Genomic DNA, 23,069 nt, shown 5'->3' with positions numbered 1-23,069 from the left:
AATAATTTCACTTTAAGGGGTGTCACATGACTCAAATAAACTCACCTGCTAATGGTAATCCATCCAAAAAATCAGGCTCCAAGAATAAATTTATTTTGCTTGGCGTGATCATTATTGCCGTGATTGCAGGAATTTTTTATTGGAACCAACATAAAAAAGCCGGTTCAGAAGAAATCACCATTGGTATTAGCCCACCCTTTGCCAAGCCTTTACAAGTTGCAGCAGAGGAAGCCAAGAAACAAGGGATTCATATTAAACTGGTGGAATTTTCAGATTGGAACACACCGAATATCACACTAAATCATGGTGATATTGATGCAAACTATTTCCAACACCAACCATTTTTAAACAATGCGTTAAAAGAAACTGATTTTAAACTGAAACCGATTGCCACAGGTGTTGCAACTCATGTGGGCTTATATTCTAAAAAATATGATTCTTTAGCAGCGGTACCTGAAAATGCACGTGTAGTAATTCCAAATGACCCAGTCAACCAAGGTCGTGCACTGTTACTTTTACAACAGGCTAAACTCATCACCTTGAAAGATCCGAATAACCATTTATCAAACTTACAAGACATTAGCTCAAATCCTAAAAACTTTAAATTTATTGAAGTTGAAGGACCTCAAACTGCGCGTGCTGTAGATGATGCTGATTTAGTATTTAGCTACCCGCTTTATTTACGTCTTGCAAAAACCATTGATCCAAACAAAGCATTATTACTCGATGATAATACCAATACACGTTATGCCATCTTGTTTGTTGTAAAAGATGACTATGAGCAAAAGCACCCAGAAAAAGCCAAACAGTTAAAAGAGTTTGTAAAAATTTACCAAACTTCAGACAAGGTCAAACAGGCTTTAAATGATGATATTGGTGAAAATTTATGGTTCCCAGGTTGGAAATAAGGAATAACTCATGTCCCAAGTTTCCAAACTCAAAAACAAGAACCTGCTGATTGGTCTTGCTGTTGTCATCGTATTATTAGGACTTTTTGCCTATCGTTATGTACAAAATCAACAAAAGGATAATGTACTCACGATTGGCATTAGCCCACCTTATGCCGAATTACTACAAACGGTTGCCAAAGAGGTAGAGAAAGATGGTATCCATGTCAAACTGGTCGAATTTTCAGATTGGCAAGCACCCAATGTTGCGGTACAAAACCGTGACATTGACGCTAACTTTTTCCAACAAAGTGTATTTTTAAAGAATGCCATTAAGCAAACCAATTACGATTTGCATGCTTTTGGTACAGGTAGCGGCAGCCATGTCGGTTTATATTCAAAACAATATAAATCCTTAGCAGCCTTACCTCAAAATGCTCGTGTTGTCATCCCGAGTGACCCCGTTAACTCTGCGCGTGCTTTGATCCTGCTACATCGTGCTGGGTTAATTCAAATCAAAGACATCAACAATGAACTTTCCACACTTCAGGATATTGTTTCAAACCCTAAACAGTTGAAGTTTTTAGAAGTCGAAGGTCCACAAACAGCTTTAGCTTATGATGATGCAGATCTGATTTTTGGTTTTCCACATTACTTAAATATGGCAAAAAAAGCCGATCCGCATAGTGCCCTGTTTTTAGATCCCGTTGATAAAAAGTACGCCATTCTTTTTGTGACACGTACCGATTATCAAGACAAAAATCAAAAGTTAGAGAAATTTATTCAAGCTTTCCAAAACTCACAGCAAGTTCGAGATATTTTAGATAAAGATTTCGGCAAAGATATGTGGTTTGCAGGCTGGAAATAAGGAGAATAGAAATGGTGAGTTTCGGTTCGCATGTTGATTTTTCAGTCCCACATATCAAAATTCGTGATCTGAATAAATACTATGATGGGCAAGATCAACAGATCCATGCGTTAAAAAATATCAACTTAGATATTCCTCAAGGCAAGATTTTCGGCATCATCGGTAAAAGTGGCGCAGGTAAATCTTCCTTAATTCGAACCTTAAATGGTTTAGAAGGTATTTCTGAGGGCAGTATTCATATTCATCAACAAAATTTGGCTGAACTCAGTCATGCTGAATTGATTCAAACACGTCAAAGAATCGGGATGATTTTTCAGCATTTTAATTTAATGTCTGCCAAAACAGTTTGGGACAATGTGGCTTTGCCCTTAAAAATTGCCCATGTCGATAAAGCTGAAATTGAAACACGTGTCAACGATGTTTTAGAACTGGTCGGATTGGGAAATAAAGCGCATAACTACCCTTCACAGCTGTCTGGTGGTCAAAAGCAACGTGTTGGTATTGCTCGTGCGCTGGTGCATCATCCTGAAATTTTATTATGTGATGAAGCTACGTCTGCACTTGATCCTGAAAGTACCTCAGTGGTGTTATCCTTGCTGAAAAAAATCAATCGAGAATTAGGGATTACCATTGTTTTAATTACCCATGAGATGCAAGTGATTCGTGAAATTTGCGATCAAGTGGTGGTGATTGAACATGGTGAAATCGTTGAGTCAGGACAAGTCTGGTCCGTGTTTTCACAGCCTCAGCAGAAAATCACACAAGAATTGTTAAACCTAGAACAACTCGATTTGCCCTTTCCAGTGCATACAGAGCTACAACAAGATTCAACCCATAGTATTTTAAAACTACGTTATGAAACCGATCCGAAAAACTCACCTGATTTAGTGGAACTTTTTGAAGTTTTTGAAAAATCCGTACATTTATATCAAAGTCATATCGACAATATCCAAAACCATTTGATTGGAACGCTGATTGTCGGTACTGAACAAACCCATTTAGACCTGCATAATTTACAAGAAAGGTTAAAACATCAAATTGCGCAAATAGAGGTACTTGGCTATGCAAGACCAACTCATTGATTTGTTGCTGACCGGAACCATAGATACCTTACTGATGGTTGGCGTATCTGCCATTGTTGCCTTTTTGATTGGCTTACCTTTGGCAGTGATTTTGGTCAATACATCTGAACAAGGGATTTATCCATCTAAAAAGATTAATCATGCATTAGGCACGGTGATCAACATTACCCGATCTGTTCCCTTTTTGATTTTAATGGTGGCGCTGATTCCTTTAACCCGTTGGATTGTCGGAACCAGTTACGGAGTCTGGGCAGCTGTTGTTCCATTAACTTTAGCCGCGACACCTTTCTTTGCCCGTATTGCAGAAGTTAGCTTACGTGAAGTGGATCAAGGTCTAATTGAAGCTGCACAAGCGATGGGCTGTAACCGTAAGCAAATCGTTTGGCATGTACTTTTACCTGAAGCGTTACCCGGCATTGTGGCAGGTTTTACAGTCACAATTGTCACCATGATTAACTCCTCTGCAATTGCGGGTGCAATTGGTGCTGGTGGCTTAGGTGATATTGCCTACCGTTATGGTTATCAACGCTTTGATATGCAAATGATGTTTGCTGTGATTGTGGTCTTGGTGGCTTTGGTCATGATCGTTCAGGCATTTGGTGACAGTTTGGCAAGTCAGTTGGATAAACGGAAGATTTAAGTTTTTCCAATTAACTTCATTTGCATCAATATAAATAAAATAGATTTCGCTTTTGCCTTGTTGAATGATACAAGGCTTACCCATCTGTAGGGCGACATGGATGTCGTCGTTAGACGAAGGATAGTAACTTTACTTAATTGATCCACTTATAAAAATTATGCTAAATCAATTGTCACTGCCCTAGAATGCTCATTTTGTTCAATAAAAGTGCTGATCTCAGGCAAATATGTAGCACTTGATATATTTGAGATGATCTGATTTTAAAACTTATAGGTCGTAGACCTGACTTTGTCATGGCTTTCATGTAAAATCATCCGCAATTTTTATATAACACTTTGTGAGTTATTTCATGGGTTTTAATTGCGGTATTGTCGGCTTGCCGAACGTTGGTAAATCTACACTTTTCAATGCATTGACTAAAGCTGCTATTGCTGCGGAAAACTTCCCATTCTGTACCATTGAACCAAATACAGGCATCGTACCTGTACCTGATCCACGTTTAGACAAATTAACAGCCATTGTTAAACCACAACGTGTTATTCCAACTACGATGGAATTTGTGGATATTGCAGGTTTAGTTGCGGGCGCATCTAAAGGCGAAGGTTTGGGTAACCAATTCCTTGCAAACATCCGTGAAACTGATGCAATTGCTCACGTTGTACGTTGTTTTGAAGATGAAAACGTAATTCATGTAAATGGTAAAATTGATCCATTAGATGATATTGCAACGATTAATACTGAACTTGCACTTGCTGACTTGGAAACTGTAACTAAAGCAGTTACCCGTTTGGCAAAATCTGCAAAAAGCGGTGATAAAGAAGCCCTTGCAACAAAAGCAGTTTTAGAAAAAATTCTACCTTTACTTGATGAAGGCAAGCCAGCTCGTGCAGCTGATTTAGATGATGATGAACGTAAACTTGTGCGTGGTTTTGGTTTAATGACATTAAAACCAACCATGTATATTGCAAACGTTGCAGAAGATGGTTTTGAAAACAACCCACACCTTGAAGCTGTGAAAAAGTTAGCTGCTGAGGAAAATGCAATCGTTGTTCCGCTTTGCAACCAAATCGAAGCTGAAATTTCATTGTTGGATGATGAAGATCGTGCTGAATTCCTTGAAGCATTAGGCATGGAAGAACCAGGTCTAAATGTGGTGATTCGTGCAGGTTATAGCTTACTTGGCTTACAAACTTACTTTACAGCAGGTGTTCAAGAAGTACGTGCTTGGACTGTAAAAGTGGGTGCAACTGCACCTCAAGCTGCGGGTGTAATCCACACTGACTTTGAGAAAGGCTTTATTCGTGCAGAATGTATCGCTTATGATGATTTCATCCAATACAACGGTGAAAACGGCGCTAAAGAAGCAGGAAAATGGCGTTTAGAAGGTAAAACTTACATCGTTCAAGATGGTGATGTCTTGCATTTCCGTTTTAACGTATAAGCAGATCTCATGCTTTGATGAGACAGGTTGAAGACTTCTTCAACCTGTTTTTTTTCATCATAGAATCTTTCGCTGGTTTTAGTTTGGTTTATAAATGTCTGACGAATATTTAAAACTTGTTTTCTAAATCTAGATTCAACGATCTGTTGATTGATTTGCGGATCACTTTGACCATTCGCGTTATCGATCTAATTTTAACTCTGCTTTTTAATGAAACACGTATTCAGGTTTTTATAAAAAATATCAACATTTAAAATTATAATATTCCAGTAAATATACACGATATTTATTCACAGCATAAAACGCTCCAAACGTCTATCGCTAAGCCCCTGCCTCAATTGATCATCTCTATTTTGAAATCAGCTACACAATAATAAAGTTAAGTTGGTTGCACTTTTGATGCTCATATATAATAATGATAATTATTAGCATTATCACTATTACTTAACATCACAGGATTGATTCATGGCTTACTCGCTTCCACAACTGCCTTATGCATACGATGCACTTGAACCTAATATTGATACAAAAACAATGGAAATCCACCATACCAAGCACCATCAAACCTATATCAATAATATCAATGCCACAATTGAAGGCACAGCATGGGACAAGTTGTCGATTGAAGAACTGGTTTCAAAAGTGAATGAAGTTCCTGCTGATCTTAAAAATAGCGTGATTAATAATGGTGGTGGACATGCTAACCACTCTTTATTCTGGACAGTAATGAGCCCTCAAGGTGGTGGAGAGCCGATTAAACAAATCGCTGAAGCAATTGACAGAGATATTGGCAGTTTTGAAAACTTTAAAGAAGCCTTTACTAAAGCAGCACTGACACGATTTGGTAGTGGCTGGGCATGGTTAAGCGTAACCCCTGAAAAGAAAGTCATCGTAGAAAGCAGTGCCAATCAAGATTCACCACTGATGAATGGCAATATCCCGATTCTGGCTTTAGATGTCTGGGAACATGCTTATTATTTAAAATACCAAAATCGTCGTCCCGAATATATTGCGGCATTTTATAATGTTGTGAATTGGGAAGAAGTGAATCGCCGTTATTTAGAAGCAATCCAATGAAATACTATACAGACCATATGACGATGCCAATGTTCAATTCTTCACTGATTAAAAAAATAAAATTTTATATTGGTTGCGCCATTTTTTTCTTTGGTTTAGTGATATTTATCAAAGAATTCTTATTCTAAAACAAACAAAAATATAGAAGTCGATATCCTTTAAGTCAGTTTAAATTACTGACTTAAAGGGTTTTATCATAAACTAGATTCTTTATCTTTCAAATTATTTCGCGTGTAAAGCGTCTAATGATTTTTCATCCATTGCAGTACGTTGCATTCTGGCTTCTGCTAGCATTTTTTCTTGTAAATCTTTACGAAAACCCAGCAAGAATACAAACTCAGCTAAGACAAATAATGGACCAATCGCTAAACCGACTAAATCATCAACAAATGCAGGTTTTTTCTTTTCATAAAAATGCCCTACAAATTGGAATACCCATCCTACAACAAAAGTACCAATGCTGATACTTAGCCAAGTTCCCATGCCTAATTGAGCAATTTTATAGGCAAATGGATAGGCTACTGCATAAATAAGCAACATTAAAAAGCCGAATAATTTATCCAGACTATAATAATAAATCACACTTAAAACCAATAGAATCAATGCCAAAGTGATTTCAAAACCTGAAAGCATCACCCCTGCTCTAGCCGTTAGACACATGATTGAAAATACGATCATCGGAATACCAATAAAATGCGTAAATACATTTTTATGGTCTAAATGATAAGCTGCGTACTGGCTAAGAAGTTGCTCTAATCTGTTCATTTTCAGCGTCCTTGTTAATCTCTTCATTTCACTATATAAAAGCGCTAAGATAAAAGTTGTCGTCTAGCTGACAAGTTGAATTGATTTTTCATTTAAATTTGCAAAGAAGTAAATAACAACAGCTTTCACAATAAATTTATTGATACATTATGGCCAGTGACTCTGTCATATTCACGCTAAATTGCTGCCCTTAAAGGAAGATTGTAAATGGTTCTACTCAGTGCTTATCGCTACTGATTTTATCTAAGGAACTTTCTATCCTACTGACTATGCTGTTAGATATATTTGAAAATCAAAGCAAAGATTAACAATGATACCTAAAAGGACATATTGTGCTGAATTCAACGGACCTTGAATTATTATCAAAGAATTTATGGTATTCACAACTGCCTATTCCTTTTCAACAATTGATTCAACAACAAGCCCATTATCAAAAATTTGAGCGTGATCAAGCGATTTTCAGATCAGGCGATCTATTTAATGGCATCTATGCGGTCTTAGATGGTCGGGTACGCTTAGGCTATATTGATATCGAAGGAAATGAATCCGTTGCTGCTATTGCAGAACCGATTATGTGGTTTGGAGAAATTTCTTTGGTGGATCAACAACCACGTTCTCATGATGCCATTGCTGTTGGAAAATGTTTAATTTTACATATCCCCAGCCAAGCGATTCAGAAAATTCTAAATGACTATCCGCAATATTGGTTCCATATCGCCCAATTGACCAGTCAAAAACTTCGCTTTGCTTTTTTAGAACTCATTTCAATTCAGACCCAGCATATACAACAACGATTGGCTCAACGTTTGATGTTTATCTTAAACGGTTATGGCAATCATATCCGTATTGAAAATAACATCATTCATTTATCTCAAGAACAATTGGCATTGCTGCTCAAATGCTCACGCCAGACCATTAACCAAGAATTACATTTACTCGAACAACAAGGTGTTTTAAAAATTGCCTTTAAAAAAATAGAAATATTAGATATCAATCAATTACATTCTATTGCTCACTCACTAGGCCAACTCTAATTTAACACATCACTTTTCCACTTTTAGACAAATATTAAATTCACCTTAAACGGCTGGAATATATAATCATTTTATAAATAAAATATACAAATTATTTATTCTACTTTGTGAAAAATACAATTATATTTTAGCTAGGCGCTAATGCCATCTCAATAAAAGTTGAAATAAATGAAAAAAATCACAACATTGCTCACAGCGGGATTATTCACTGTACTTAGCGCGTCTGCATTTGCATGCCCTAAAGGTACAACATTGGTTGGTGGTACAGGCCCAAACCATAAAGGCGGTAAATGTGTTGCGGCAAATCCTGCAGCTCAAGCCACTCAAAAAGCAACAGCTGCAAGTACAAAAGCCAAAGCTGATGCAACTCAAGCAAAAGACAAAAGTGTAGCTGCAACCAAAGCTGTTGAAGCGAAACCGAAAGAAGCAGCGACAAAGATAAAAACTGAAACTGCTGCAAGCAAAGCAAAAGCTGAAGCAACAACCAAAGCAGTGAAAAATGACGCTGCTGCAAAATCAACTGCTGCCAAAGACAAAGCAGTGAAAACTGCATCAACCAATCCATTAAAACCTTAAGTAACACCGAACGTACTTAACCTAGATCTGTATCAATAAAAAATGGCGCATATTTGCGCCATTTACTAAGGTCTGTTAAAAAATATTATTATTTGCTTTAGTATTGCCTAAACTTGGATTTTCAATTGCGTCTTTACACTGGGCTTTATCACGCTCATATTGCGCTTGATTTTTTTGCATTTCACCATCTTTTTCCAATGTCGATCTTGCCCAAGTATCTAAACTGGTCATGGCTTTACGACACAACGCGTATTTACCTTCTGTCACCGAATCGGTCATTTTGACATTGATACGCCAGTCGGTACTTAATTTCCGTAAAGGTTTACGTACATTGTCTTCAATCAAATTCAATTGCTTACGGTAGACAAAGGGTTCCACCTGATTGATCAGTTTCCATGCTTCATTGGCATAGGTTGTCGCATCATTGGTTAGTTTTGGCGCAGCTTTAATTTCAACTTTTTCTTTAGGTTCAGAAGATGAATTACCACATGCTTGTAAACCTAAAACACCTAACACCAAGGTCATACTCAATAATAATTTCGACTGATTTGCGAACATAAAGTTACGCCTAAATAAACATTTCGCTACTATGCTAGTAAATTCGGGTAGAATACACAATCTTGATTTTACCTTTTGTTTTACTCTCGTTTTAGGTGTCCTGTGTCAGAGCACAATCCCTCAGTCCAAACTGCTGGCTTTTGGCAAGGCGCTAAAGACAGTCAAGCCATCATCTTTACTTATCTGCCTGTATCTTTTGCCTTTGGTGTATCCGCGACCCAATTTGGTTTTAGTGCATGGGAAGCCTTATTTCTATCTTGCTCTATGTACGCTGGTGCTAGCCAATTTCTTGTGGTTGCATTATTGGGCAGTGGTACATCTATTTGGATGACAGCACTTACAGTCATTGCACTGGATATTCGCCACGTACTTTATGGGCCAGCCTTACAAAACCTGATTCAAGACCGTTTAAACCTAAAAAAGACCGCAGTATGGGCATGGGGTTTAACCGATGAAGTTTTTGCGGCTGGAATGATTAAACTTTCCCAACGTCGTCAAGAATGGTCAGAGTCTTGGATGCTAGGACTCAGCTTGTTTAGCTGGATGTCATGGGCCTTGGGTTCATTTTTAGGTGGTTTATTTGCAGATCAAGTCAGCGACTTGCCACAATTTTTACAAGCCGCTTTAGACTTTTTATTACCTGCATTGTTCTTAAGCTTCTTATTGGCTGCCTTTGAGAAAAAACATACTTTTGTGGTTGCCGTATCTTTAGTGGTTTCCGCATTGGCCTGTTATTTTATCAACATGTCGGCAGCAATTTTTATTGGGATTGCATCTGGAATTTTAGCGGGATTATTTAAACATTTTGTTTTAAAGCAAACTGATGAAGTGAGTATTTAAAGTGGATTTACAGATTATCTTGGTGGGGATATTGGTCGGTATTGCAAACTTTGCTTCACGCTTTGGTCCATTCTATCTGCTGCAAAAAAGCCAACAACACACACAATCTCGTGGCGCAACATGGTTAAAAATTGCATTAGGCAGTATTGGAATTGCGGCAATCAGTTCAATGTTAATTGTTGCCACACTCCCGCCATTGATCGAAACCCCAAATAAAAGTTTTGCGATGTTGGTGGGCTTTATTGTACTCACAGGATTATATTTTAAATTTAAAAGAATTGTTTTAGCAACACTCACAGCAGCATTGGCCTATGGCTTGGTCTATACCTATCTGTAGTTTTGTTGTTTGAGCATACTTTAATGTATCATCAGATCAGCGTTTAAATTTAAAGTCTTTCGGATTTAAAATACTTTGATCTAATCAATTTACAATAAAAAACCATGTGAATTAATTAGTTGTGTATGATTGCTTTCAAATATAAGATTTAAAATACGCAACTCGATATGTTTATCGCACACTTACCTTCAGGCTATATCTTGGCTAAACTTTTACTCAAGAAATTTAAAAAGACAAAAATCACCAATAAAGTTTTTTTTACGCTGATTATGCTTGGTGCCGTTTTTCCTGATATTGATCTATTCTATTTCTATTTATTCGATCATAGGTCGGTACATCACCATAAGTATTTTTTACATTGGTTTTCATTTTGGCTTCCAATCTTTCTAATCGCTTTATGTTATTTCATCCATTCTAAATACACGGCTAAGCCTGCCCTGATGATCAGTCTTTTTTCGGGTGCTGCCCTACTACATATTGGCTTGGATACTTTTGTAGGTGATGTTTGGCTTTTTGCACCGTTTATTGATCAACCCTATGTATTTTTTGAAGTCAGCTCACGTTATCAGCCGTGGTGGTTAAACTTTATTCTGCATTGGTCGTTTTTTGTAGAATTATTGATCTGCCTCATTGCGTTGATTCTGTTGGTTGGTAAAAAGAATTAATTAAAAATTCTTAATCAGTTTCTTGCGCAAATTCAAAGCCACTTCATTTGTAGTGGCAAACCACCTATAAGCTAAAAACTTTATAAAAAAATCTGTTAGACAATATCATTATTTTATGTCAATCAACCCTTAACACACGCCTGAGTTCTGCTATGCTAACAGTCCATAAGACAAGCATGGAAGAATAGCATGAGCGTTACTATTGGTACCCCACTTCAATCATCTGCATTTAAAGTTTTACTGTTAGGTTCAGGAGAGCTTGGTAAAGAAGTGGTGATTTCATTACAACGACTTGGTGTCGAAGTTCATGCGGCAGACCGCTACGAAAACGCACCTGCCATGCAAGTTGCTCATTTCTCTTATGCCTTAAACATGGCAGATGCAACAGAATTAAAAGCTTTAATTGAAAAAGTAAAACCCAATCTTATTGTTCCAGAAATTGAAGCGATTGCTACTCAAGTATTAGTCGAAATCGAACAACAAAATATTGCAACAGTGATCCCTTCGGCAAAAGCAGTGAATTTAACCATGAACCGTGAAGGGATTCGTCGCTTAGCGGCAGAAGAACTTGGTTTACCGACTTCCGCTTACCGTTTTGCCAATACTTTAGAAAGCTTCCGTTCTGCATGTGATGACATTGGTTATCCGAACTTTGTTAAACCTGTCATGTCTTCCTCTGGTAAGGGGCAATCTCGTGTCAAAGAATATGCAGAAGTAGATGCGGCTTGGGAATATGCTCAAACGGGTGGTCGGGTAAATCAAGGTACAGTCATCGTTGAGTCACAAATTGACTTTGATTTTGAAATCACCTTACTCACTGTACGTTCGAAAAATCCAGAAACAGGTGAAATTGAAACCGCTTATTGTGACCCAATTGGGCATCGTCAAGATTCAGGCGACTATGTAGAAAGTTGGCAGCCCCAAGCAATGACAGAAGCAGCTTTAAATGAAGCCAAACGCATTGCCAATAAAGTCACTGTAGCACTTGGTGGCTGTGGAATTTTTGGGGTAGAACTGTTTGTAAAAGGTGATAAAGTATGGTTTAGTGAAGTATCACCGCGTCCACACGATACAGGCTTAGTCACACTTGCATCACAATTCCAAAGCGAATTTGAATTACATGCGCGTGCAATTTTAGGTTTACCAGTCAATACTGAACGGCATAGTATTGCTGCAAGTGCTGTAATCTATGCAGGTATGGATGCAAACAATCTTTTATACACTGGCTTAGATCTTGCTTTGCAAAATCCTGCGACAGACTTACGCCTGTTTGGTAAACCAGAAGGATTTAAACGTCGTCGTATGGGCGTGGCAACAGCGCGTGCTGAAACAACAGACCAAGCACGTGAACTTGCACAAGAAACGGCTGCAAAAGTCACTGTTCATTTAAACAACTAGCCAATATATTTGCGGACAAGACATCCATGATCAACACCTCTCCTCTGTTGGAATATGTAACTGATATACATGACATTAAAGCGATTAATCAATGGCGTAGCGATGTCGAACAACAGTTAAATGAGGCCTATGATCATGGTACAACAATACGCGAAATTGTGCGTACCCGCTCAAATGTGGTGGATGAAGCCCTTATGTTTCTCTGGAAGCATTCAGGGCTGGATCAAACAGATCTCGGTTTATTTGCTGTTGGTGGCTATGGACGACGCGAAATGTTGCCCTATTCCGATGTCGACATCATGATTCTTTCAGAAGAAGATCTTTCTCCTGAACAAGAACAAACGGTGACGCAATTTATTTCTACACTTTGGGATGTGGGGAATTTTAAACCGGGTGTCAGTGTACGTACCATCCGTAGTTGTTTTGAACAAGCTACCAATGATCTTACTGTGGCAACCTCGCTGATTGAAGCGCGATTAATTATTGGCAATCAACATCTGGCAAGATGGCCTCGTCGTGTCGTTTCCCAAACTTGGACAGATAAAACCTTCTTTGATGCCAAGATGGATGAACAAGCGCAACGCTATGCACAACATAACAATACTGAAAGTAATTTAGAACCCGATATTAAAAATGCACCCGGCGGTATTCGGGACATTAACCAAATTGGCTGGATTGCCAAACGGCATTTTCGAGTCAATCGTATTTACGACTTGGTTCATTTGGGTTTTATTTCTGAATTTGAATTGGGCGTTCTGGAAGAAGCTGAAAACTTTCTTTGGGAAATTCGCCATCATTTACACCGTTTAACTAAACGTGATGAAAATCGTCTATTGTTTGATTATCAACGTGATATTGCAGCTAAATTTGGCTATACACGAGAAGATGATCATCATCCAAATTATCCAATTGAACAGTTCATGAAGCGTTATTATCGTACCGCGCAACAGGTTTCGACCTTAAATGAAATGTTATTGGCTTATTTTAATGAATCGGTGATTACCCCACGTTTACCCGACTATGAACGTAAAATCGAAAATATTAACGAACATTTTAAATTGGTTGATGGCAAGCTTGCCGTTCAACAACATAAAACCTTTTCAGAAAATCCAAGCGCTATTTTAGAGATTTTTTATATCTTGGCGAATCGCCCTGAAATCGAGGGTATTCGTGCACGTACATTGCGTCTTTTGACTTTAGCAGCAAAACGCATTGATCAAGCATTTCGTGATAATCCGACCCATCAAGCATTATTCATGGCGATCATCCGCTCTCCATATCGTTTATATGAAACCATGGTGGCAATGAAGCGTTATGGTGTATTAGGAAATTATATTCCTGCATTTGGTCAAATCATGGGGCTGATGCAATATGACTTGTTCCATATTTATACCGTCGATGCACATACCTTACTGTTAATTCGTAACTTAAATCGTTTTAAAGAACCCGGCTTTGCCAAAGACTATCCTGTTGTCAGTTCTGTATTTCAACGCTTAGTCCGCCGTGACATCGTATTCCTTGCTGCATTATTCCATGATATTGCCAAAGGCCGTGGTGGAGATCACAGTGAACTTGGCGCTGAAGATGCAATTGAATTCTGTCTTGCGCATGGGTTTACTGAGCGCGAATGTAATCTGGTTGCTTGGCTCATCCAAAACCATTTACTGATGTCGATGACCGCACAGAAAAAAGATATTTCTGACCCAGATGTGGTGAAAGAGTTTGCTGAAAAGCTTGGTGATATGGAGCATTTAGATTATCTCTATACGCTGACAGTTGCCGATATCAATGCCACCAATCCAAAACTTTGGAATACATGGCGCTCTTCTTTGATGCGTCAACTCTATACCCATGCGCGTGATGTAATTCGTTCTGGTTTGGGTCGACCTGTTGATTATCAAATGCTGATTGAAGATACCAAATTCTCTGCAAGTGAAGTCTTGGTGGATGAGTTTCCACTGGATCAAGTTGAAAAGGTTTGGCAAGAGCTTGGGGACGAATACTTCCTTAAAGAATCCGCAGATGAAATTGCATGGCATACCCGTGCAATTTTGCAACACGGCGACAATCCTGCACCATTGGTGCTCATGCGTGCGCACCGTAAAGCAGCACAAGATGCTGTACAGATCTTTATTTATACACAAGACCAACCCAATCTGTTTGCCACCACAGTGGCAATTTTGGATCGAATGAATCTAGATGTCCAAGATGCACGGATTATCACTGCAACCAAAGCCTTTAGTTTAGATACTTATGTGGTCTTGGATCGTTTCGGTACCTTATTAACCGATCCTGAACGTGAAGAAACAGTCAAACAGTCATTAATTAAAGCCTTAAGCGAATCAGATAAATATCCGGGTTTGATGCAACGTCGTATTCCACGTCAACTTCGTCACTTCGACATTGAAAATACCGTGAATGTAACACTTAACGAAGCTTTGCAGCAAAATATGGTAGAAATCTCTACCCTCGACCAACCTGGCTTACTTGCACGCGTTGGTGGTTTATTTATGATGCAAGGTCTAGACATACATTCTGCTAGAATCGCCACACTGGGTGAAAAAGCAGAAGATATTTTCTTTGTCACCAAAAAAGATGGCACCCCCCTCACTGAAGCTGAGGCTGAAGTCTTTACCGCAAAATTAAAAGCGGCATTAGATGAAGCATCCAATCAGATCTGTGGGCAACATTAATCTTACTTTCTATCGTGGTAATTGTTTCATGAACTCTAGTTTGTCTTTATTACATCCTTATCCATTTGAAAAGTTAAGCCAGCTTTTTCAGGATGTAAAACCTGCAGATTTACCTTTGATCCCACTTTCAATTGGAGAACCAAAGCATCCTGCTCCTGAGTTTGTGAAGCAAGCGATCATTGATAATTTTCAGCACCTTTCAACTTATCCAAACAGCAAAGGTTTACCTGAACTTCGTGAAAGTATTGCTCAGTGGCTAACCCGTCGTTTTAAACTGAATGCAATCAGTGCCGAAGATCATGTCCTTCCAGTTACAGGTACACGTGAAGGGATTTTCTCTTTTGTACAAGCCTTGATTAATCGTGATGATGTACCTTATGTGGTAATGCCTAATCCGTTCTATCAGATTTATGAAGGTGCAACACTTTTAGCTGGTGCCAAGCCATACTTTGTCAACTGTACCGAAGATAACAATTATCTCGGTGATTTTGATGCTGTACCTGCTGAAGTTTGGGAAAAAACTGCACTTTTGTTTGTTTGTACGCCGGGAAACCCTACTGGTGCGGTACTTTCAAAAGCACAATTTAAAAAGCTCATTGCACTTTCTGACCAATATGACTTTGTGATTGCGTCTGATGAATGTTACTCAGAATTGTGGTTTGATGAAGCACCGATCGGCTTATTAGAAGTCTGTGCTGAATTAGGTCGTGACGACTATAAAAATTGTATCGTATTTCATTCTCTGTCTAAGCGTTCAAACCTACCAGGTATGCGCTCAGGTTTTGTTGCTGGGGATGCAAACTTACTTAAACCTTATTTAAAATTCCGTACTTATCACGGCGCTGCAATGCCAGTCCAACATCAATTGGCTTCAATTGTTGCTTGGAACGATGAAACACATGTTGAAGAAAATCGTAGACTTTATCTTGCTAAGTTTGATTTATTCCAAAATGAACTCGGTCATCTTTTAGCATTACAAAAGCCTGATGCTGGTTTCTATTATTGGTTAAAAGTCGATCATGATGAAAACTTTGCCAAAATGTTAATGGAAAAAGCCAACATTAAAGTTTTACCGGGGCGTTATTTGTCTCGTGATACTGAACAAGGCAATCCTGGTGAAGGTCATGTTCGTATGGCATTGGTCGCGGATATTGCTCAATGTGAGCAAGTGATTCAACGTCTAAAAGCTATTTTATAAAAATATACTGTTATAAAAAAATGCCCCAAATTTGGGGCATTTTTTTATGGTATTTAAAAATCAAAGGTTGCACTTAATTTAAAGGTACGGGGATCACCTAAAGACAAATAGGTATAGTCATTTACAGATGCTGAAGCCCAATAATCCTTGTCTAAAACATTAGTCACTGAGAAATTGAATGTTGTCGGAACTTTATTAATTTTGGTTTTATAATTTGCACCAACATCTAATCTCGTCCAATCGTTAATTTTCAACGTATTGGCATTATCGGCATATGTTGAACCCGTATACACAACACGACCATTTACACTAATATCCTGTTCAACTGGCAATTTCCAATCTGCTTCTAAATTCGCTTGAAACTTTGGAACGCCAATAACTTCATTATTATTGTATAAACCTTGATAAGTATCCTTCTGTTTGGTATCAATCCACGTCGCACCACCCAAAATCTTAACGAAGTCAGTTAATTGACCATAGGCATTAAATTCAAGACCTTGATGGATATTGGTTGCCTGACTCAATTGTGGAGTTCCAGAAGTATTCACAGAAGCTTTTCGACGGTCTGTATAGAAGTAACTCAATGCACCACCGAGGTGATCATTTTCGAACTTTAATCCAACTTCTTTCTGCTTAGATACAAAAGGATCAGCAATATAGTTATTACCGACACTATCCTGTATCGCATCCCCTTGTACTAAAGCTTCTATATAATTAGCGTAAATTGCCATTTCAGGGGTTAATTTATAGCTTACACCTAATGCTGGGGTAACTTTGTTTTTATTAATATCGTACTTATAGGTACCATATGAATAAACATCTTGTTCAATTTCTTGATAGCGCGCACCAAGCATTACAGTCAAACGATCATTTAGAGCAGAAATATTATCGCCTAAAGCTACACTTTTTAAAGTATTCACCCCTGCTTTGGGGTATGTACCAGCGGCACCTAGCCATTTATTAATATTTGAGCCATCTGTATAAATAGGATTATAAAAATTATCGTCTAAACTTGTTGCATAACCATAACTATATCGTTTATCTGCTCGATAGATCGACCCAGAAAAAACTACATTGTGCTTTAAAGTACCTGTATCAAATTTCGTTTTTACCCCAATTTCTGCACTGTTATTGGTATCTTTTCGTGGAATGGTCGATGCCGATAATTTGGCAGCTCCTGTTTGAGTATTACTTAATTGCTGACTTGAATAGACACCATCTTCTTCTGTTTTACGGAATCCATAAGCAGCATATGCAGTTGTTGCATCATTTAAATCATATTCTGCACGGAAGCTACCAAAAATATCTTCTTCATTTGAATATGTCCATGACTGACCATGATAATTCGCATACTGTGATGCACTTGGTAATGCAGTTACGCTATTGGTTAAACGCAAACTTGGGCGATTTTCACTTAAACGGTTGTTGGTATATCCCAAATCACCAGAGAGGCGTAATTGTTCACCTTTATAATCCATCGCAATTGAAGCTACACCTAGTGAATTATCTTCTTTGTCAATTTCTGTATTGCCACCATGATATGCCGTATTTACACGCACACCAAATTTCTCATCTTCACCAAAACGTCTCGATACATCTGATGAAATATAGCCACCATTAAAATCTGTACCTACATTGATACGATTTAATGACTCATTTCCCGCTCTTTTAGGCAACAAATTAATAGAACCACCAATCCCAGTTCCTCCGGGAATCGCTCCATTTAAAAACGCTGAGGCACCTTTAAATACTTCGACACGTTCAAATAACTCCGTTGGAATATATTGACGAGGAAGTATTCCATATAAACCGTTATAAGCCGTATCATCAGAAGCTAGCACAAAACCACGAATAAAATATGCTTCCTGAAAATTCCCAAAGCCCTTTGCTGTACGCACAGCTGAATCTGCCTGAAGTACATCTCCCACACTCTCAGCTTGTCGCTCTTGAATATATTGATTGGTATAACTGGTTAGATTAAACGGCGTATCTATATTTTTCTGATTACCAAATATCCCAACTTTACCGCCAGAAGCCACTTGTCCACCGGCAAACGCTGGCATTAAACCCTCTGCTGATGCATCTGCACTTGCGACTACTGTAATCGTACTCAGTTGTTTTGCATTACCATTGCTCGACTGAGACAATGAAGCATCTTGTTGTTCAGCATGCGCAATTGCAGCACTTGTCGCCACTGCCATCATCACAATTAAGGGTTTAATTTTTCGCATAGGAGGCTCTAAAACAGTCGTCTAAATTAAGCCGCCATATTAAATGATAATCACTCTTACTTAAACTTACTTTCTCATTTTGTAAGCGTGATTTTTTAAATAAAAAAGCAAGATCTCATGGTATTTATTTATTAAAAAATATTATAAATTGTGAATGGTCTTGTAGTTTTTATACAAAATTATGCTGATCTTGATGGTTTCTATATTAAAAACATATAAATAATTTTAACCACTCAAGCCATCTAATAATCAAGGCCATAAAACAACAAATATCACTAACTTCAACGGCCTCTCTATAGCAAAATTTAACTGCTTAACTTTCAAAAAATCACATTAAGCGCTGTATTGCAACTTGACCAAACATAGAGCCTTTAGAGATACTCAACTTATCTCTACTCATTTAAAAAACTAAAATGAAATCGCATGACCCAATGAAAAAAAAGCGCATAAACTCAAAACTCGGGATCATTATTGCAATTATTTTTATTGTGCTAATCGTCGCTTTTATTGGATGGAAATCTTCAAGTAAAAAACAGACTTCTCCAGAAAATGCAGCAACATCCGCTTCTAACACTAAGCCAGCACTGACTGTAATGGTGATACAACCCGAGCTGCAAAACTGGAAGCAAAACTTTACGGCCAATGGCAATATTGCTGCATGGCAAGAAGTGGTGATTGGCAGTGAACTTTCGGGGCAACGAATTACCAAAGTCAATGTCAACGTTGGTGATAACGTACAACGTGGACAAGTTTTAGCTGAAATTAACAGTGAAAGTATTCGCGCTGAATTGGCGACAGCAAAGGCCAATTATGCTGAAGCGAAAGCTGTGCTCGCTGATGCCAGTATCAATAATCAACGTATTCAACAACTCAAAAATACTGGTGCAATTTCACAACAAGAAGCGACAAAATACCTGACTTCTCAAAGTACAGCACAAGCCCGCTTAGATGCAGCCAAAGCCCAAATTGACAGTAATCAGCTTCGTTTAACGCAAACCCAAGTGATTGCACCCGATCATGGGGTTATCTCAGCACGTACAGCAACAGTTGGCTCATTGGCACAAACGGGACAAGAACTGTTTCGCTTGATCCGTGATAACCGTTTGGAATGGCGTGCCGAAGTCACCTCGACAGACTTATATAAACTTAAAAAAGGCATGACCGCACATATCACCTCACCTGATCCTAGCCGTTCAGCCGTTTCAGGTAGCGTTCGCATGATTGCACCAGTCATTGACCCGCAAACACGTTATGGCTTGGTCTATGTGGACATACCAACCACTGATGCTGTTCGTATGGGTATGTTTGTCAAAGGTGAGTTTGATCTAGGCGAAAAGCCAGCACTCACAGTGCCTCAAACCGCAGTACTTTTACGTGATGGTTTCTCTTATGTGTTTATTGTCAATAAAGATAATCGAGTGACTCAACAGAAAGTCACACTTGGTCGACGTTTAAATGATCGTGTTGAAATTGTTGATTTAGCAGCAAACACTCAACTGGTTGCCTCTGGAACAGGATTCTTGTCAGATGGTGATTTAATCAAACGTGGGCAAGCTATTCCAGATACACCATTGACCAAACAACTCGTTAGCACGCAGGAGAAATAACATGAATTTCTCCGCTTGGTCGATTAAAAATCCGATTCCCGGTATCTTGCTTTTTATCATGCTTGGTTTAGCCGGTTTGATGTGTTTTCATTGGATGAAAATCCAACAATTCCCCGATATTGAATTACCGATGGTTACGGTTACTGCGGCTTTACCCGGTGCAGCACCACCGCAACTGGAAACAGAAGTTGCACGTAAAATTGAGAACTCGATTGCAACTTTACAGGGACTTAAAAATCAATATACCAATATCCAAGATGGTGTAGTTACCGTAACTGCCGAGTTTCAACTGGAAAAACCACTGCAAGAAGCTGTTGATGATGTCCGTAACGCGGTTTCACAAGTACGTTCAGATTTACCTGCGGATCTTCGTGATCCAATTGTCAGTAAAATCAATCTTTCAGGTTCACCGATTCTCACCTACACTATCCAATCCCCTCGTATGGATGAGGAAGCACTGTCTTGGTTTGTAGATTATGATGTTGCACGTGCAATGTTAAAAGTCAAAGGCGTTGGTGCGGTTTCTCGTGTAGGCGGTGTCACGCGTCAAGTTGAAGTTGAATTAGATCCTGAAAAACTCTTAGCGTTAAATGCCACTGCAACAGACATCACCCGACAATTACGCCTTGTTCAGCAAGATGCTTCTGGTGGGCAAACCAAAATAGGCGGCAGTGAACAGTCTATTCGTACCATTGCCACAGTAAAAACTGCTGCTGAAATTGCAGCAATGGATATTGCCTTGAGTGATGGTCGCCATATTCGGCTGGATCAAGTTGCCAGCATTCGTGATGGCATTGCTGAACGACGTTCTGCTGCACTGTTAAATGGCCACCCCGTGATTGGCTTTGAAATTACCCGCAGTAAAGGTGCAAGTGAAGTTGATGTTGAAATCGGAGTAAAAGAGGCACTTGAAACATTAAAAGCGGCGCATCCTGATATTAAAATCACTGAAGCATTTAACTTTGTAAATCCTGTGGTTGATAACTATAAAGGCTCAATGTCCTTGCTGTATGAAGGCGCACTGCTTGCAATCTTGGTGGTTTGGCTGTTTTTACGTGATTGGCGTGCTACGATCATTGCGGCTACTGCTCTGCCTTTGTCCATTCTACCTGCCCTAATTGGCATGTATTACTTAGGTTTTACTTTAAATATTGTCACACTGTTAGCCATGTCGTTGGTTGTGGGAATACTGGTCGATGATGCCATTGTAGAAATTGAAAATATCATCCGGCATCTTCGAATGGGGAAAACGCCTTATGAAGCGGCGATGGAGGCAGCCGATGAAATTGGTTTAGCCGTGATTGCCACCACTTTCACCTTGATTGCCGTGTTCTTACCCACTGCCTTTATGAGTGGTATTGCGGGTAAATTCTTTGTGCAATTTGGCTGGACAGCGGCTTTGGCTATTTTTGCCTCACTCTTGGTGGCACGCTTACTGACACCTATGATGTCAGCCTATATTCTTAAACCTTGGGTTGGTAAAGTTGAAAGTCATCACGACAATCAAGTATTAGATGATCAAAGCCAAGCAATCAAAGATCATGGTGATCTTGAACTTCAACATGATCGTGCCAAAGATGGTCGGGTGATGCGCGCATATATGCGGATGGTGACGTGGTGTTTAAATCATCGTTGGATCACCTTAAGCAGTGCCATCATATTTTTTATTGCTTCACTGATGCTCATTCCATTACTCCCTACAGGCTTTGTTCCACCGCCTGATACTGGGCAGACCCAAGTGCGTGTAGAGCTTCCACCAGGTTCACAATTTCCCGATACCTTAAAAGCAGCAGAATACGCCCGTAGTTTAATTAAGGATCATCCTGAAATTAAAAGTGTCTATACCACGATTGGTGGTGGTTCAGCAGGTACAGATCCTTTTGCAGGTGGTGCATCAAGTGAACCAAGAAAAGCAACCTTAACCATTCAAGTCACAGCACGTTCAGACCGTGCTGCAAGTTTGCAAAAAATTGAAAATGATTTGCGCCAACGTTTAGCTCCACTGCCTGGTGCACGAATTCAAGTCGGTATTGCAGGCAATAACAGCCAATACCAAATTGCGCTGTCAGGTGATGACCCTGATGTACTAATCACGACAGCACGTCAAGTAGAACGAGAAATCCGTACTATTCCAAATATTGGTAGTATTACCTCAAGCGCAGCATTGATTCGCCCTGAATTGGTAATTCGCCCTGACTTTGCAAAAGCTGCGGATTTAGGCATTACCACACAAAATATCGCTGAAACTGTGCGTATTGCCACGGCGGGAGATTTTGATCAGAACTTGGCAAAATTAAACCTTTCGCAACGACAAATTCCAATTGTCATCAAACTGCCCCTGTCTGCACGTCAAGATCAAGATCTGATTAAACGCTTGATGATTACTGGTAGTAAAGGTCCAGTGATGTTAGGCACCATTGCACAAGTTAATATTGAAAGTGGTCCTTCACAAATTGACCGTTTTAACCGTTTACGTAACATCAACTTTAATATTGAGCTCAATGATCAGCCTTTAGGCGATGTTGCGGCTGCTGTAGATAAACTTCCAACCATCAAAAACTTACCTCCGACAGTAAAACGTACCAATCTGGGTGATGCCGATGTGATGGAACAGCTCTTTGCAAGCTTTGGTTTAGCTATGCTAACAGGCGTATTGTGTATCTATGTGGTCTTGGTGCTACTGTTTAAAGACTTCTTACAACCGATCACCATTTTAGTGGCATTGCCTTTGGCACTGGGTGGTGCGTTTGTGCTACTGCTTTTAGCAAAAAGTAGTTTTTCGATGCCAAGTTTGATTGGCTTAATCATGTTGATGGGAATTGCCAGTAAAAACTCGATTCTTTTGGTCGATTATGCAATTATCGCCCGTAATGAACGGCAGTATTCACGTATGAATGCGCTCTTAGATGCCTGCCATAAGCGTGCACGCCCCATTATTATGACCACTTTGGCGATGGGCGCAGGTATGTTTCCGATTGCCTTAGGAATAGGTACAGATCCAAGTTTTAGAGCACCGATGGCAATCTCTGTAATTGGTGGACTGATTACCAGTACCTTCTTGTCGTTATTGGTTATTCCTGTTGTGTATACCTTTATCGATGATATTCACAACATGTTATTTAAGCGCAATAAAGCCAATAAATCGAACGAAGCAAGCGTATCTCATTCTTGA

The 23,069-nt window shown here is 39.1% G+C and carries 19 protein-coding genes; 16 read left to right on the top strand and 3 right to left on the bottom strand.

The genetic code is table 11. The features are described 5' to 3' along the window. Positions 1-26 precede the first annotated feature (26 nt). From AS4_RS09500 to AS4_RS09475, 6 genes are all read left to right on the top strand, one after another. Entirely contained in the window at positions 27-908 is an 882-nt protein-coding gene (locus AS4_RS09500) for a MetQ/NlpA family ABC transporter substrate-binding protein (protein WP_096733991.1), read from the top strand. A 10-nt stretch (positions 909-918) separates the two neighbouring features. After that, positions 919-1,755 (top strand): MetQ/NlpA family ABC transporter substrate-binding protein, encoded by an 837-nt coding sequence (locus tag AS4_RS09495; protein ID WP_056510766.1) that lies wholly within the window; start codon positions 919-921, stop codon positions 1,753-1,755. An 11-nt stretch (positions 1,756-1,766) separates the two neighbouring features. Beyond that, positions 1,767-2,837, top strand: a complete 1,071-nt coding sequence (locus AS4_RS09490) for a methionine ABC transporter ATP-binding protein (protein ID WP_096733990.1) — start codon at positions 1,767-1,769, stop codon at positions 2,835-2,837. Continuing rightward, positions 2,818-3,477: a methionine ABC transporter permease gene (locus tag AS4_RS09485; RefSeq protein WP_004720927.1), complete on the top strand. Its 660-nt coding sequence runs from the start codon at positions 2,818-2,820 to the stop codon at positions 3,475-3,477. The genes AS4_RS09490 and AS4_RS09485 overlap by 20 nt, the downstream gene beginning before the upstream one ends. Positions 3,478-3,826: 349 nt before the next feature. After that, a complete protein-coding gene (gene ychF, locus AS4_RS09480; RefSeq protein WP_004720929.1) occupies positions 3,827-4,918 on the top strand; it encodes a redox-regulated ATPase YchF in 1,092 nt (363 codons plus the stop codon). 465 nt (positions 4,919-5,383) lie between these two features. After that, the gene (locus AS4_RS09475; RefSeq protein WP_056510760.1) at positions 5,384-5,995 is read left to right on the top strand and encodes a superoxide dismutase; all 612 of its coding nucleotides are present in this window, start codon (positions 5,384-5,386) and stop codon (positions 5,993-5,995) included. A gap of 222 nt (positions 5,996-6,217) precedes the next feature. Here AS4_RS09475 and AS4_RS09470 read toward each other — a convergent pair whose 3' ends face one another. After that, a complete protein-coding gene (locus AS4_RS09470; protein WP_096733989.1) occupies positions 6,218-6,760 on the bottom strand; it encodes an Mpo1 family 2-hydroxy fatty acid dioxygenase in 543 nt (180 codons plus the stop codon). Between the two features lie 332 nt (positions 6,761-7,092). Between AS4_RS09470 and AS4_RS09465 the strand changes: the two genes are divergently transcribed. Next, positions 7,093-7,794: a Crp/Fnr family transcriptional regulator gene (locus AS4_RS09465; RefSeq protein ID WP_096733988.1), complete on the top strand. Its 702-nt coding sequence runs from the start codon at positions 7,093-7,095 to the stop codon at positions 7,792-7,794. A gap of 168 nt (positions 7,795-7,962) precedes the next feature. Further along, the gene (locus tag AS4_RS09460) at positions 7,963-8,370 is read left to right on the top strand and encodes a hypothetical protein (protein WP_096733987.1); all 408 of its coding nucleotides are present in this window, start codon (positions 7,963-7,965) and stop codon (positions 8,368-8,370) included. Between the two features lie 75 nt (positions 8,371-8,445). On the opposite strand, the gene AS4_RS09455 is transcribed toward AS4_RS09460, so the two are convergent. Beyond that, entirely contained in the window at positions 8,446-8,928 is a 483-nt protein-coding gene (locus AS4_RS09455; protein ID WP_004720940.1) for a hypothetical protein, read from the bottom strand. Positions 8,929-9,030: 102 nt separating this feature from the next. Here AS4_RS09455 and AS4_RS09450 point away from each other — a divergent pair, with 102 nt between their 5' ends. The 6 genes from AS4_RS09450 to dapC all read left to right on the top strand — a co-directional run bounded on the left by AS4_RS09450 (position 9,031) and on the right by dapC (position 16,059). Next, positions 9,031-9,768 (top strand): AzlC family ABC transporter permease, encoded by a 738-nt coding sequence (locus tag AS4_RS09450; protein ID WP_096733986.1) that lies wholly within the window; start codon positions 9,031-9,033, stop codon positions 9,766-9,768. Position 9,769: 1 nt separating this feature from the next. Continuing rightward, a complete protein-coding gene (gene ygaH, locus AS4_RS09445; RefSeq protein ID WP_004821146.1) occupies positions 9,770-10,105 on the top strand; it encodes an L-valine transporter subunit YgaH in 336 nt (111 codons plus the stop codon). A gap of 167 nt (positions 10,106-10,272) precedes the next feature. Beyond that, positions 10,273-10,770: a metal-dependent hydrolase gene (locus AS4_RS09440; RefSeq protein ID WP_096733985.1), complete on the top strand. Its 498-nt coding sequence runs from the start codon at positions 10,273-10,275 to the stop codon at positions 10,768-10,770. Positions 10,771-10,959: 189 nt separating this feature from the next. After that, the gene (gene purT, locus AS4_RS09435) at positions 10,960-12,168 is read left to right on the top strand and encodes a formate-dependent phosphoribosylglycinamide formyltransferase (RefSeq protein WP_096733984.1); all 1,209 of its coding nucleotides are present in this window, start codon (positions 10,960-10,962) and stop codon (positions 12,166-12,168) included. Between the two features lie 26 nt (positions 12,169-12,194). After that, positions 12,195-14,861, top strand: a complete 2,667-nt coding sequence (gene glnD, locus AS4_RS09430; protein ID WP_096733983.1) for a [protein-PII] uridylyltransferase — start codon at positions 12,195-12,197, stop codon at positions 14,859-14,861. 28 nt (positions 14,862-14,889) lie between these two features. Then, entirely contained in the window at positions 14,890-16,059 is a 1,170-nt protein-coding gene (gene dapC, locus AS4_RS09425) for a succinyldiaminopimelate transaminase (protein WP_096735505.1), read from the top strand. 53 nt (positions 16,060-16,112) lie between these two features. Here the strand turns inward: dapC and AS4_RS09420 are convergent, their stop codons facing one another. Continuing rightward, entirely contained in the window at positions 16,113-18,290 is a 2,178-nt protein-coding gene (locus AS4_RS09420) for a TonB-dependent receptor (RefSeq protein WP_096733982.1), read from the bottom strand. 431 nt (positions 18,291-18,721) lie between these two features. Between AS4_RS09420 and AS4_RS09415 the strand changes: the two genes are divergently transcribed. Together AS4_RS09415 and AS4_RS09410 are read left to right on the top strand one after the other, a co-directional pair. Further along, complete coding sequence (locus AS4_RS09415; protein WP_096733981.1) at positions 18,722-19,897, top strand: efflux RND transporter periplasmic adaptor subunit; 1,176 nt, start codon at positions 18,722-18,724, stop codon at positions 19,895-19,897. Position 19,898: 1 nt separating this feature from the next. Continuing rightward, on the top strand, positions 19,899-23,069 hold the full coding sequence (locus AS4_RS09410) for an efflux RND transporter permease subunit (RefSeq protein ID WP_096733980.1): 3,171 nt from the start codon (positions 19,899-19,901) through the stop codon (positions 23,067-23,069).

The sequence above is a fragment of the Acinetobacter guillouiae genome (assembly GCF_002370525.2).
GTDB classification, from domain to species: Bacteria; Pseudomonadota; Gammaproteobacteria; order Pseudomonadales; family Moraxellaceae; genus Acinetobacter; species Acinetobacter guillouiae.
The sequence above is the reverse complement of the archived record's forward strand: the minus strand, read 5'-3'. Positions and strand labels throughout refer to the sequence as shown.

What these genes read in the sequence shown, in the direction of transcription:
- AS4_RS09500 (WP_096733991.1), top strand. Translation starts at nt 27, where the DNA reads ATGACTCAAATAAACTCACCTGCTAATGGTAATCCATCCAAAAAATCA.
- AS4_RS09495 (WP_056510766.1), top strand. Translation starts at nt 919, where the DNA reads ATGTCCCAAGTTTCCAAACTCAAAAACAAGAACCTGCTGATTGGTCTT.
- AS4_RS09490 (WP_096733990.1), top strand. Translation starts at nt 1,767, where the DNA reads ATGGTGAGTTTCGGTTCGCATGTTGATTTTTCAGTCCCACATATCAAA.
- AS4_RS09485 (WP_004720927.1), top strand. Translation starts at nt 2,818, where the DNA reads ATGCAAGACCAACTCATTGATTTGTTGCTGACCGGAACCATAGATACC.
- ychF (WP_004720929.1), top strand. Translation starts at nt 3,827, where the DNA reads ATGGGTTTTAATTGCGGTATTGTCGGCTTGCCGAACGTTGGTAAATCT.
- AS4_RS09475 (WP_056510760.1), top strand. Translation starts at nt 5,384, where the DNA reads ATGGCTTACTCGCTTCCACAACTGCCTTATGCATACGATGCACTTGAA.
- AS4_RS09470 (WP_096733989.1), bottom strand. Translation starts at nt 6,760, where the DNA reads ATGAACAGATTAGAGCAACTTCTTAGCCAGTACGCAGCTTATCATTTA.
- AS4_RS09460 (WP_096733987.1), top strand. Translation starts at nt 7,963, where the DNA reads ATGAAAAAAATCACAACATTGCTCACAGCGGGATTATTCACTGTACTT.
- AS4_RS09455 (WP_004720940.1), bottom strand. Translation starts at nt 8,928, where the DNA reads ATGTTCGCAAATCAGTCGAAATTATTATTGAGTATGACCTTGGTGTTA.
- AS4_RS09440 (WP_096733985.1), top strand. Translation starts at nt 10,273, where the DNA reads ATGTTTATCGCACACTTACCTTCAGGCTATATCTTGGCTAAACTTTTA.
- purT (WP_096733984.1), top strand. Translation starts at nt 10,960, where the DNA reads ATGAGCGTTACTATTGGTACCCCACTTCAATCATCTGCATTTAAAGTT.
- glnD (WP_096733983.1), top strand. Translation starts at nt 12,195, where the DNA reads ATGATCAACACCTCTCCTCTGTTGGAATATGTAACTGATATACATGAC.
- dapC (WP_096735505.1), top strand. Translation starts at nt 14,890, where the DNA reads ATGAACTCTAGTTTGTCTTTATTACATCCTTATCCATTTGAAAAGTTA.
- AS4_RS09420 (WP_096733982.1), bottom strand. Translation starts at nt 18,290, where the DNA reads ATGCGAAAAATTAAACCCTTAATTGTGATGATGGCAGTGGCGACAAGT.
- AS4_RS09415 (WP_096733981.1), top strand. Translation starts at nt 18,722, where the DNA reads ATGAAAAAAAAGCGCATAAACTCAAAACTCGGGATCATTATTGCAATT.
- AS4_RS09410 (WP_096733980.1), top strand. Translation starts at nt 19,899, where the DNA reads ATGAATTTCTCCGCTTGGTCGATTAAAAATCCGATTCCCGGTATCTTG.